12 protein-coding genes are annotated in these 12851 nt (G+C 43.7%); all 12 read left to right on the top strand.

What is annotated here, in order from left to right; genetic code table 11:
• The first annotated feature begins 28 nt into the window (after window positions 1-28).
• The 12 genes from ACZ5PW_RS00630 (at window position 29) to ACZ5PW_RS00575 (ending at window position 12845) form a co-directional block, all read left to right on the top strand.
• Window positions 29-1561, top strand: a complete 1533-nt coding sequence (locus ACZ5PW_RS00630) for a PfkB family carbohydrate kinase (RefSeq protein ID WP_464557085.1) — start codon at window positions 29-31, stop codon at window positions 1559-1561.
• 9 nt (window positions 1562-1570) lie between these two features.
• Window positions 1571-2551, top strand: coding sequence for a GSU2086 family protein (locus ACZ5PW_RS00625; RefSeq protein ID WP_464557082.1), 981 nt, complete (start codon window positions 1571-1573; stop codon window positions 2549-2551).
• Window positions 2469-3113, top strand: coding sequence for an SIS domain-containing protein (locus ACZ5PW_RS00620; protein WP_464557079.1), 645 nt, complete (start codon window positions 2469-2471; stop codon window positions 3111-3113). The genes ACZ5PW_RS00625 and ACZ5PW_RS00620 overlap by 83 nt, the downstream gene beginning before the upstream one ends.
• 26 nt (window positions 3114-3139) lie before the next feature.
• Window positions 3140-4213 carry a radical SAM protein gene (locus tag ACZ5PW_RS00615; RefSeq protein WP_464557077.1) on the top strand — a complete coding sequence of 358 codons (1074 nt, stop codon included), beginning with the start codon at window positions 3140-3142 and terminating at the stop codon, window positions 4211-4213.
• A 30-nt stretch (window positions 4214-4243) separates the two neighbouring features.
• The gene (locus ACZ5PW_RS00610) at window positions 4244-4849 is read left to right on the top strand and encodes an HAD family hydrolase (protein WP_464557073.1); all 606 of its coding nucleotides are present in this window, start codon (window positions 4244-4246) and stop codon (window positions 4847-4849) included.
• Window positions 4850-4862: 13 nt separating this feature from the next.
• The gene (locus ACZ5PW_RS00605) at window positions 4863-5903 is read left to right on the top strand and encodes a phosphotransferase (protein ID WP_464557071.1); all 1041 of its coding nucleotides are present in this window, start codon (window positions 4863-4865) and stop codon (window positions 5901-5903) included.
• Window positions 5884-6717: a transketolase gene (locus ACZ5PW_RS00600; protein ID WP_464557069.1), complete on the top strand. Its 834-nt coding sequence runs from the start codon at window positions 5884-5886 to the stop codon at window positions 6715-6717. Before ACZ5PW_RS00605 ends, ACZ5PW_RS00600 begins: the two co-directional genes overlap by 20 nt.
• On the top strand, window positions 6717-7640 hold the full coding sequence (locus ACZ5PW_RS00595; protein WP_464557068.1) for a transketolase family protein: 924 nt from the start codon (window positions 6717-6719) through the stop codon (window positions 7638-7640). Before ACZ5PW_RS00600 ends, ACZ5PW_RS00595 begins: the two co-directional genes overlap by 1 nt.
• Before the next feature lie 11 nt (window positions 7641-7651).
• Window positions 7652-8311: a class I SAM-dependent methyltransferase gene (locus ACZ5PW_RS00590; RefSeq protein ID WP_464557067.1), complete on the top strand. Its 660-nt coding sequence runs from the start codon at window positions 7652-7654 to the stop codon at window positions 8309-8311.
• A gap of 24 nt (window positions 8312-8335) precedes the next feature.
• Window positions 8336-9403, top strand: a complete 1068-nt coding sequence (locus ACZ5PW_RS00585; RefSeq protein WP_464557065.1) for a radical SAM protein — start codon at window positions 8336-8338, stop codon at window positions 9401-9403.
• A gap of 82 nt (window positions 9404-9485) precedes the next feature.
• Window positions 9486-10913 carry an FkbM family methyltransferase gene (locus ACZ5PW_RS00580; protein ID WP_464557062.1) on the top strand — a complete coding sequence of 476 codons (1428 nt, stop codon included), beginning with the start codon at window positions 9486-9488 and terminating at the stop codon, window positions 10911-10913.
• Between the two features lie 66 nt (window positions 10914-10979).
• Window positions 10980-12845 (top strand): 6-hydroxymethylpterin diphosphokinase MptE-like protein, encoded by a 1866-nt coding sequence (locus ACZ5PW_RS00575; RefSeq protein ID WP_464557059.1) that lies wholly within the window; start codon window positions 10980-10982, stop codon window positions 12843-12845.
• Window positions 12846-12851: the final 6 nt, after the last annotated feature.

Raw genomic sequence — 12851 nt, 5'->3', positions numbered from 1 at the left:
TCCAATATCCATTAAGAGGTAATTTCTAATGGCCAACAACACTGATAATAAAATAAAAAGTGTAGCCGAACTGGCAGAGATAGCAGAAGAGCTTAAAGCGCAGGGTAAAAAAGTGGTGCTCTGTCATGGTGTTTTTGATCTTTTGCACATTGGACATATCCGTTACTTGAGTCAGGCTAAAGAGCATGGTGACATCCTTATGGTCAGCCTTACCCCAGATCGGTTTGTCGATAAAGGGCCTGATAGACCTGCATTTACTGAGATTTTAAGGGCAGAAGCCTTGGCCTCATTAGGTGAGACCGATTATGTAACAATTAATGAATGGCCGACAGCTGAGGAAACCTTGCGTCAAATCAGGCCCAATGTTTACGCGAAGGGTGATGAATTCAAAAATATTGAAGGCGACCCAACCGGAAAGATTGGTCCAGAAGCTGACGTTGTTGAAAAGATAGGGGCTGAGTTGATTTTTACTTCTGATATAGTTTTTAGCTCATCAAATCTGATCAACCGCTACTTGAGCAAGAACAGTGAAGAGTTAGACGAATACCTAAAGATGTTCCGCAAGCGTTATGAGCTAGATGATCTTCTGGGTATTCTTGACCGGATGCATGATCTACGTGTTTTGGTTGTCGGAGACACAATTCTGGATGAATACCAGATTGCTTCTGCACTGGGGAAATCTTCGAAAGACCCCATTCTGGCCCTTAAATATCAATCTAAAGAGCTTTATGCAGGCGGAGCCTTGGCTGTTGCCAACCATGTGGCCAATTTTGCCGGGGAAGTTACGCTGCTTTCCATGTTGGGGGATATAGAGCGTCATGAAGAATTTATTCGCGAGAAACTAAACTCAAAAGTAGTTCCATATTTCTTTACCCGTCCCAATGCGCCGACGACACTCAAACGTAGATTTATTGACGGCTACACACTCGGCAAGGTTATGGAGATCTATCATATGAATGATGATCCGTTGCCGGAAGAAATTGATAGCGGGTTGTGTAAACAGCTTGAGCAGCTTGTCAGGAGCTATGACCTCGTGCTCGTTGCTGATTTCGGTCACGGTCTGATTTCTCCGTCGATGATTGATATTCTGTCAACAAAGTCCCCTTACCTTGCTGTAAATACACAGGCAAATGCAGGTAACAGGGGATTCAACACCATAGGTAAGTATCCCCGGACAGATTTCTTTTCCCTTGCTGAGCACGAATTACGCCTTGAAACTAGGGATCAGGTCAGTGAGATTCGTCCGCTGTTGATCGAAGTTGTTAAAAGGTTAGATGCGAATCTTGCCTTAGTAACTCAAGGGAGTCGCGGTTGTTCTCTTTTTAATCCTAAAAGTGAGTTTGTGCGTGTGCCTACCTTTGATTCCAACGTAGTGGACCGTGTTGGTGCGGGGGATGCCCTTTTTTCTGTTGCAGCAATGTGCGGTTCTATGGGGTTGCATGAAGAGTTGGTCGGTTTTCTCGGCAATATTGCCGGTTCTCTAGCAGTGCAGATTATGGGTAATGATCGTTCCATCAGTAAGCAATCTATGCGGAAATACATAACAGCAACTCTTAAGTAGGTTTGTGGCATGGCTTCGAAATACAGACTCTTTGATCGTTCAAAGCTGAGCGTTCTTCCGCTTGCTCAAAGGAATTGTCTTCTTGATGTGTCCATAGTTGAGGAACCTGAAGCCCGCGCTGATGTTCACTCTTCTTTTAATGAAATTGCTTCAAGCCTAAAGTATGCCAAAGATATTGATGCTTCCCGGGTTTTGATGATTGGTGCGCATGTGTTACGGTCCGGTATGCAGAAGTATCTTTTTGATCTTATGTCCGAAGGGCTGATTAGCTGCATTGCAGTCAATGGAGCCTGTGCAATTCACGATTTTGAACTCGCACTGCATGGTAAAACCACAGAGTGTGTAGCTACATATATTTCCAACGGACAGTTCGGTCTTTGGCAGGAAACCGGACTGTTGAATGATATTATTGCTGAAGGTGTCCATAACGGTTTTGGTTTCGGAGAAGCTGTCGGCAGGTATATAATTGAGAATAAATTGCCGAATGCAGAGATCAGTCTTTTTGCCAAAGCCTACGAGCTAGGCATTCCGGTAACTGTTCATGCCGGGATCGGCTACGATATTATTCATGAGCATCCTAATTGCAACGGGGCCGCAATAGGGCAGGCCAGTTATACTGACTTTTTAATTTTTGTTGCGGCCATTGAAAAGCTTGAGGGGGGGGTGGTAATGAATTTTGGCAGTGCCATTATGGCTCCGGAAGTTTACCTCAAAGCCCTTGCCATGGTGCGTAATGCTGCTTCTAAAAGTTTGGGAGAAATCCGGCGTTTTGCTACTTTGGTATGTGATTTGCAAGATCTGCCGGAAAAGGTAGATGCAGAGGCCCCGAAGACAAGTGCTCAGTATTATTTCAGGCCGTGGAAAACTATGTTGGTGAGGACCGTCGCCGATGGCGGAAGGAGTTATTATGTCCGTGGATTTCATGCCGATACAATCCCCCAACTTTGGACAGCAGTCAGAAGACAGACTCCAGATGGAGAAACAGGGTGAAAGTGTGTGGAGCAAGCACACAAATTCATTGCAGAATTGTCTTGAGTCACTGGAAGTAACCTGTGAGTCAATCAATACCTGCGCATGCGATCGGGCTTTCAATAAATGGAAGGATTTGACCGTGACCCTGCGTGAAAATGGCAGGATCATCTACCTGATCGGGAATGGGGCGAGTGCTTCCATGGCCAGTCATTTTTCCGCCGACCTAGCAAAAAATGCCTATGTACATACTCAAGTTTTCACCGATCTTGCCCTGATTACCGCTGTTGCCAACGACTTTTCCTATGATCAGGTTTTTGTCGAGCCGCTGAAACGCAGATTGACTCCCAATGATATGTTGGTTGGTATTAGCAGTTCCGGTAATTCACCTAATGTAGTCAATGCTTGCCGTTATGCATCTGAGCTCGGAGCATCAGTGGTTACTATTACAGCCATGAAGCCGGACAATAAAATGCGTCAGATTGGTGACCTCAATTTTTGGATTCCAGCTGATACTTATGGGATGGCTGAAACCGGTCATGCTTGTATTCTGCACTACTGGATGGATTCAGTTTCTATATAAAATCAACACGAGGACATGTCATAAAAATGTCAAAAGATGAATTTCGCATTGATTCCCACAAGCTCATGTTCCATCCTCGAAGAGTGGCTGACTGGGTAGAAGGAAAAAATGTTTATCCAATTTATATGGAACTAAGTCCCGCGGGAGCCTGCAACCATCGTTGCAAGTTCTGCGGGCTTGATTTTGCGGGCTACAAACCGGATTTCATGGACGCTGAAAAGCTTGGTGAGCGTCTAGATGAAATGGGTAGGCTTGGAGTTAGAAGCATTATGTATGCAGGCGAGGGCGAGCCGTTTTTGAACAAAAAAATGGTTGATATCATTCTGCGTACAAAAGCTGCGGGAATTGATCCTGCCTTGACTACCAATGCCGTGCTCATGAAGCCTGAAGTTAGCGAAAAGATTCTCCCCGTCATCAGCTGGATTAAAGTCAGCCTTAACGCAGGTTCTGCGGAGACCTATTCAGCCATTCATCGGACCTGTGCAGATGACTTTGAAAAGGTGATGAGTAACCTTGCTGAGGCAGTGAAAATCAGGTCCAGAATCGGTGCTGAATGTGCTTTAGGAGCTCAGATTCTTCTTCTGCCGGAAAATGCTCATGAGGTTGAATCTCTTGCTCTTAGATGCCGTGATATAGGTATGGATTATCTGGTGGTTAAGCCTTATTCACACCATCCTCAGAGTGAGTGTACTGAGTACGAAAATATTTCTTATGATGGTTACGAAGAACTTGCGGAAAAAGTGAACGGGTTGAGTTCCGATTCTTTTAATGTGGTTTTTAGACTCAGTACCATGAAGGCTTGGGATGAACAGCAGCACCGCTACGACAGATGTCATGCCCTGCCGTTCTGGTCCTATATAGATTCTCGCGGAAACGTCTGGGGTTGCAGTGTCTATCTTGATGATGAGCGTTTCAATTACGGTAATATTTTTGAGCAGACCTTTGAGGAAATCTGGACCGGAGAGAAGCGGACTGAATCCATGAAGTGGTGTGCCGAGAATCTTGATCCGCATCACTGTCGCGTTAACTGCCGTATGGATAAAATCAATGCTTATCTTTGGGAACTGGTTAACCCCAATGCCCATGCCAATTTCATTTAACAGTGCTTCTGTCCCGACCCAGAGGATGCGATGATATTCGGTTCTGATTTCGACAACACCATTGTTGATTACAACGAGCTGTTTTTTTCTGCTGCGTGTGAAGCAGGGCTGGTCACTAGTGATGTTCCCTCAAACAAAACAGCAGTCCGCGATAGTGTGCGTCTGTTGCCTGATGGGGAAGTGACTTGGCAGAAGTTGCAGGCGGAAGTTTACGGCCCGAGGATTAATGAAGCGGTACTTTTTTCTGGCTTGTCTGAATTTCTAGAACGGTGCATTGTAAATAAAATTCCGGTCTATGTGGTCAGTCATAAGACTCAGTATGCCCGCCGTGGAAATGTTGATCTCAGGATCGCAGCTATCGGCTTCATGGCAGAGAAGAGCTTGTTTAATGACGGTCCTTATGGATTGCGAGAAGACCGGGTCTATTTTGCTGACACAAGAAGTGAAAAAGCCCAGATAATATCTTCACTTGATTGCGATGTATTTGTTGATGATCTGGTGGAAGTCTTTGAAGAATCTCTTTTTCCTGAAAAGACCGTAAAATACTTTTTTAATCCAGCTTCAGGTCCAACTAAGCCGGAACTTGAAAGTGTTTGTTCATGGGAAGATATAACCGCCAAAGTCTGGCCTGTTTAGTCTGGTGCAGGGAATGATGGATTCAGATTTCTATCAGCGAGTGTTCGGCGAAGATCCTGCTGAAGTCACTGAATTAGGCGGCGGTGGCAACAGCCGGGTATTCAAAGTGTGTCTTGGTTGGGGAAAAGCTTACGCGGTTAAAGAGTACTATCCGCTATGTGCGGATTGGCAGGACCGGGTTGAGGCTGAGTTCGGATCATTTCAGCTACTACGGGAGAACGGCATCTGCTGTGTACCTGAACCTGTTGCCCGGGATGATAAAGGCCGCGCGGCGGTGTATTCTTTTGAATACGGGGAGAAACTTGGCTCTGCTGATGTTTTGGGTGAAGATCTTAAAGCCTTTGCCTCTTTTGCAGGTGATCTGCATAAGGTGTCTCTCAATCCTGAATTGGGAGAATACAGAACTGCCAAGGCACACTGTCTTGAGTGCATTTCCATTGAGTTGCAGATTGAACTCAGGATGAAGAATCTGAGAGGTCTTTCTGCAGATGATTCACTGACGCAACAAATGGTGGAATATCTGGAGCAAGAATTTGTTCCTTTGTTCCGCAGAGTTTGTGAATGGCGAAAGGAAGAACTTAATGCCGCTGGGCAGTGGGGCTATGTCCTTAAGCAGGGCGAATGGACTTTGAGCCCATCGGATTTCGGATTGCACAATGCACTGCGTCGTAAAGACGGCTCATTTGTTTTTGTGGACTTTGAATATTTCGGGCGGGATGATCCCGCTAAAATGGTTGCTGATTTTCTTTTGCACCCGGCTATGAATCTGGAAGCAGAGCAGTGTACAGCGGCTTATGGCTATTTTAGTGAAGTTTTTAGTGATAGTTATTTCCAGCTGCGCTTGAAGACCATTTTGCCTCTGGTGGGGTTGAAATGGTGCACAATTTTTCTCAATGAGTTTTTTGTGCACGGGGCGGCTCGCCGCGAACATGCCCGTGGGCGTGGTGCCGGACTGGATGTTATTCGAGAACAACAGCTCGGGAAGTCCCGTAAGCTGTTAGAAAATATTAATAAAGGATATAAGAGGTTCCTTGATGTCATTATCAGCCAATGAGCCGTGTTGTACCGATGAAAGATCTCTGGAGTTGCGGAGAACCATTCTAAATACTATGCGTTGCGGCGGAAGGGGACACCTTGCCTCAGCCTATTCGCTGGTAGAAATTCTGCGCGTTCTTTATGATGATATTTTGAAAATTGATTCTGCTAATCCGAATTGGATCGAACGCGACAGATGTATCCTGAGTAAAGGGCATGGCTGTCTAGCATTGTATGCTATTCTGGCTGATAAAGGTTTTTTCCCTATTGAAGAGCTGGAAAAATTTTGCTCTGGTGAAACATTTCTCGGCGGTCATCCTGAGTATCATAAGACTCCCGGGGTGGAAGCGACTACGGGAGCACTTGGACATGGTCCATCCATCGGGATCGGCTATGCTCTCAGCAGCCGTATGCGTGGTGATGGCTCTCGTGTTTTCGTAATCACCGGCGACGGTGAGATTAACGAAGGTTCTGTTTGGGAAGCAGCCATGTGTGCTTCCAAGCACGGTCTGGATAACTTCACACTGATGGTTGATTACAACAAGCTTCAGTCCAGTGGACCCGTATCTGAAATTCAGCCGCTGGAGCCGCTCGTTGATAAATGGGAGTCTTTTGGTTTTGCTGTGCGTGAAGTGGACGGTCATGATCCGGTTGCTCTAAAGGATCTGCTTTGCTCTCTCCCATTTGAAAAAGGTAAGCCCTCTGCAGTTATATGTCACACAGTCAAGGGTAAAGGTCTCAAGGATGTGGAGCACAATCTTAAATGGCATCACAAAGCCAATGTGGACCCGGAACTTATGGACAGCATGTTTGCAGAATTGGGAGCTGAATAATGAGAAAAACATGTCTTCAGGAAGTACACAGACTGGCTGGAATTGATGAACGGGTTGTCTTCATCGGTTCGGACCTCGGGTTCGGAACTCTCAGTGAGATGAAAGAAGATTTTCCCGATCGTTTTTTTATGGAAGGTATCAACGAAGCCAACGTTATCGGCATGGCTGCGGGGATGGCTCTTGATGGCTGGATGCCTTATGTGAATACAATCGCTCCCTTCATTACCCGCAGGGCTTATGAACAGGTAATCGTTGATCTGTGCATGCATAATGTTCCGGTCAGGCTGATTGGTAACGGCGGTGGAGTTGTTTACGCACCTCTCGGCCCGACCCATCAGGCTATTGAAGATATTGCCGTTATGCGGGCAACCCCTAATATGACCGTTGTAGCTGTTGCTGATGCTGACGAAATGCGCCGCCTGATGCCGCTGACTCTTGATGTGAAAGGTCCGATCTACATCCGTCTGGCTAAAGGATATGATCCTATTGTCACTGACGATTCTCAACCTTTTGAAATTGGTCGCGGGATTCCATTCCAGAAGGGAACTGATGTTCTGCTGGTCACAACCGGAATCGGGCTGCGTCTGGCACGTGAAGCAGTTTCTACGCTTGAAGAAAAGGGACTGTCCGTAGGAATTCTGCATATGCCTACAGTTAAGCCTTTTGATTCAGATATGCTGCTTGATATGGCTTCCAAAGTTAAAGCGGTCATCAGTGTTGAAGAGCACTCTGTGATCGGCGGGCTCGGCAGTGCAGTCGCGGAAACTCTTGCTGAGGCAAATTTTGATTCTCCTCTGAGATTCAAGCGTCTTGGCTTACCTGATTGTTTTTCCGATACTTACGGTTCACAGTTGCCGCTCATGGCCAAGTATGGTGTTTCTGCGGAAGCTATTGTTGAAACTACCAATGCCCTTCTTAAATAAGGAGAATAGTCGTGGGTGAACTTCTCAATTTGATTACTCCACTGCACAAGAGCACGAGCCGTGAATACCTGCCGCGCATGTTGGACGAAAAAGTCAAGTGCATGCTTAAGGCGAAAGAATATGAATTTGATTATTGGGATGGCAACCGCCGCTTTGGATACGGTGGGTATTCATATCGTCCCGGTTATTGGAAACCCATGGCCAAGGGGTTGATTGACCAATATAACCTCAAGCCCGGAGCTAAAATTCTTGATGTGGGTTGCGGTAAAGCATACCTGCTTTACGAATTTCACCTTCTGGGGATGGATGTTCACGGGTTTGATATTTCAAAGCACGGACTCGCTGACGCCAAGGAAGAAATCAGGGGTCGTCTGTTTTTCCATCGGGCCGAAGATAAGTTTCCATATGAAGATGGTGAGTTTGATCTAGTCATTTCCTTAAACACCCTGCATAACCTGCGCATTTTTGATCTCAAAAAAGCTCTTTTCGAGATGGAACGGGTCGCCAAGCACAAATACATGTGCACGGAAAGTTATCGCAACGAGCAGGAGCAGTTTAACCTGCAGTGCTGGGCTCTGACCTGTGAATCATTCTTTGATAAGGAAGAGTGGGAGTGGATTTTCAAAGAGTTCGGATTTTCCGGGGATTATGAATTTATTTATTTTGAATAAGAATCTGTAAGAGCAGAGGGACTTATGCAGCTTTATACCAGCCTTAAAATTTTTCATTATCAGGAGAAGTTAGATTCATTGCCACAGGGCAGCGGTGAGGTGAAAACTCCTATTCACATACGCATTAAGCCGACCAACGTCTGCAACCATAGCTGCTCTTACTGTGCATACCGTGACGACAATCTTCAACTCGGACAGGATATGGTCATCAAGGACAAAATCCCCGCCAAAAAAATAGCTGAAATTGTCGAAGACTGCATTGAAATGGGCGTAAAGGGCGTGACTTTCAGCGGCGGTGGAGAGCCGTTTTGCTATCCTTATCTGGCAGAAACAGCCCGCAACCTTGCTGAAGGTGGCATCAGTATTGCCTCATTGACCAACGGTGGTCGTCTTCAGGGTGAAGCAGCAGAAGTTTTTGCGTACATGGGAACCTGGATCAGGGTGTCCATGGACGGCTGGGATGGCCCCAGCTATGCAAAATTTCGCAACGTGTCCGAAAATGAGTTCGCCAAGGTTATGACCAACATGGAAAACTTCCAGAAACTGGATGGAAAGTGCTTCATGGGTGTGAGCTACATCATCAACCGCGATAATGCTGACCATGTTTTTGAAATGGGCAAGCGTCTCAAGGATATCGGCGTTAACAGCGTGAAGTTTTCCGCCTGTGTTGTCAGCAACGAAGGCAGCGAGAACAACGCATACCATGCTCCGGTTTATGAGAAGATTAAAGAGCAGACCCAACGGGCGGTAGAAGAGCTCTCAGATGATAGTTTTGAAGTTTTTGATTCCTATCATAGACTGGATGAGAAGTTCGAGAAAAATTATGATTGGTGCCCTTATCAGCAGATATTGCCAATTATTGCTGCGGACCAGCGAGTGTACTCATGCCAGGATAAAGCATATAATCTTGATTGCGGGGTATTGGGCTCAATCAAAGATCGGCGTTTTCGCGATTTCTGGTACGATGGCCAGGATAAGTTTTTTAAGATCAAACCTTCCAGAGACTGCAATCACCACTGTGTTGCTAACAGCAAGAATATGCTGATTCACGAATATCTAGGGGCTGACCCGGATCATTTGGTCTTTGTGTAAAGAAGTCGTTGTTATGTTGGGCATAGATATTTGATTGTAACTTTTATAAAATTTGCGTTTATTTGATAAGTAGGAGTCTGTTTTGGAGAATACTAAATTATCTGTCCACCATATTGGCGGAAGGCGTGGAACTTCTGCATTATGTCAAAGTTATTTCCAAGAGGATTGCTCCTGGACTTTCTATGACGCAGACGAATCCTGTTTGGATCAGATTAAAGCTTCTGAACGAGAGGCTGAAACAAAAGTGTTACCTTACTGTTTGTTTTCTGGTGAGGTTGAAGTGGATTTTAAAATTAATGCTGATCCGAGTACCAATTCTATTTTTGATTTCAATGAGAAGTTTTCAGAATTATATTTGGACAATAATTATCCTCTCTATGGTCCAATGGATTATCGGCTTCAAGATACGGTTCAAAAAGTAAAAGAAGTGAAAATGAAATGCACCTCTCTCGATCTTTTAGCCGATGGAGCAGGTTTTGAGTCTCCTGATGTCCTTTCAATAGATGCACAGGGTGCTGCTTTTGAGATTCTTAAGGGTGCTGAAAACACCCTTATCAATAAGACGATAGCTGTATGCTGTGAAGCCGAGTTTATACAAATTTATAAAGATCAAAAACTGTTTAGTCATGTTTCGCAGCTTCTTGACGAAAAAGGGTTCATATTCGCTGGATTTTTGAAATTAACTAAAGGGTCAATGTATCGAGAAAGTATAGGAGTAAGGGGAGACCATTTCCACATCTGTGCCGATGTTCTGTTTCTGAAGGAAATAGATTCGGTAGTTAGCGAAAGTCGTGCAGGGGAAGGTGCTTTAAGGCTTTATAAACTTGCATATACTGCTCTAGTTCATGGTTATGTTGAATATGCTGCTCAGTGTGCAAGAGTTATCAAAGCGAATTATCCTGAGTCAGAGCAAATATCTACTGCCTACGCAAAGATTATAGATGAGTTCTATTCAATTTTACAAAAAAGAGAAGTGAAATACCATCAGTCTTTTCATGAAGTGTTTAGCCCCGAAGCAAGTGCCCGTAGGTTCAGCGATGACCAAAGTATTGTAGATTATGATTCATATAGTCGACTTGTAGAAGTCTTAGGTGCTTTGGGCAGGAAAGTGAAAACTGACGGAGGCAAAGAAATTTTGATTGTTACTTATAAGCGGTTTGGTGAACGCTTGTTGAGTAGTAACGACCTTGATAGTGAACTTAATTATACGTTTGACTATGCTATCCCGGATTGTGAATTCTCTATAGCAGGTAAGCTGGGTGAAATCCCTGAAAATGCATATATCCTTTTAACTGCTTCGCACAAAACCCCAAATCTTAAAGAACAACTAAAAAAACGTGGTATCTCAGAGGATAAAATTTTTGTGACAGGACACTGGGTTCCTGATTGTGATGAAAATGACTCCGAGTTAGAAGCTTTTTTTAGGTCTAAAAACTTGGGGCATGTGGCTTACCTAGTGAAGGAAAAAAGAATAAATCAGAGCTACAAAGTAAATCCTATTTTGCCATAGTTGTAGCCTTTTTTAGGTTTGAGGAAACTTTTTGAGTATTAGGCTTTATTTGAATGGAGTAGTGAGTTGTTTAAAACTTATATAGGAATTGATGAGTTTGTTGATGATGGGCAAACCCTATGTTTTTTTCTTGGAGTAAAACCTCCTGCCTCAATTCCTCGGACTAGAAAATTATTTTTTCCTGCAATCAGCGAAGCAGCTGTTATTGCTGTCAGGGAGCTTTCTCCTAAATTATTAAAAAGAGGCGTTTCAGTAATTATTAATCCTGAAACATATGATCAGGAAAAGACCTTTGTAGATAATATCCAAAGACATCTTGCGTACTTGTATGCAAAATTCATTGTATTTCCTAGTGCGAGTAATACAATTCCAGATAGTTACAATGTGAGAGGAGGTGAATCCTCTTTTTCCGTTATCCGTGAATGGGTCAAAGCGAAAAATCTACCTTTGCATTTGCGGTATCCACTGTGTGACGTTTTAGCCAAGTTGAAATTAAACTACCCGGTCCTAGTTCTTCTGGCAGGTCCAAGCTTATCAGGTATAGGTCCTCATTTAAAAGAGTTACGAGATAAGTGTATTGTTGTATGCATAGCTCGGAGCTTACCCTTTTGCCTTGAAAACTCATGCCCTCCAGATTTTGTTGTTCATCTTGATACGGATATCAAGATGAAACACTTATTTCCGGAGGGGAGGTTTGATGAAACTTTTCTCGTGACGTTGTCGTCGGCTAATATTTCTGAAGTGGCACCTCAATTTGCCGGCACATTTTTCAAAGACAGTTTTGCTCCTGGTTTAACTGGAAACACCTATCGACTCAGGGAGTCGTGGTTAAGTTGCTCTATTTCATGTTTAGGGATGGCAGAAGCTCTAGGAGCCTCAAAGCTCTTTGTCGCCGGAGGGGATCATTCTTGGGGAAGCAATAAGACTGAGGTAATTCATTATATTGATGAGAAGAGAGAAAAACATGATGATTTTTCTGGACCATTCAGGATAGCAAATAGGTATCCGGGCGAGAATGTGCATGTTGACGTAGAAGGGGTTTTTGATTCCTTTGAATTTGCCGATGTCAATGGTAAGAAATGTTTTACCTCTTTTCATTATCTTGCAACGGCCGAAGAGTTAAGAATTATTGCATTGGAATTTAAAGAGAAAGGGATTGATTGTTTTAAGATTCAGTCATCTGGGATCCTTAGTGAAGATGCTTTCCCATTTGTCGACATAGAAACATTGCTGAAGGGAAAAGATATTGATCGCTACAAGTTGTTGGCGGATTTAAAGCGAGTTGATTTTCAGAATTGCAAGTTGGATTACGCTGTTATTGAAAATTTACATTATGATCTTCTCCGTCAGGTTGAGCAAAATGTCTCCTTTTTAAGAATTAAATATAATGAACATGATTTGCGTAAGATGAGTGAAAGTAAGTCTCTAGAATATGATGGTTTAGATGAGTCTATCTGTATAAGTCATGATGCAGTTGAGCATCCTTATGTTCGTTCAGTTATTCAGGCTAGTGCGGCAAGAAAATTCCAGGCTCCATTGAGGCCTTGGATTGCTGTTGCCTATGCGATACAGATAGGTTCAAAGTGGGCGAAAAGTCTTGAAAAGAGTCTTGCTCATATAAAATTTAGACAGATTGTTGCAACAGGTACTAAGGTTCGATTCTTTTATGTTGATAAACTTAATATAGATGATTTAGAGATTGTTTACAAATATATCTCTAAAGAAAATGTAGATGTCCGTAAGATTGTTCTTTCTGGAATTGAAGAGCATACATTTTCAACTTGTGAGGTTCCATACCTTTCTTTCGGCGTCTCTCCATATTACTTTTTTTGTATTTTTTCAGATGAAGTTGAAACAAAATATGGTTATCTATTAGATATATCTTTGAGGTTTAACTACTTATTAACATCTGAAATAGAAAATTTAGTGTAGTCGTAG

The sequence above is a fragment of the Maridesulfovibrio salinus genome, assembly GCF_055394525.1.
Note: the sequence above shows the minus strand (reverse complement) of the source record. Positions and strands in the feature narration are given on the sequence as shown.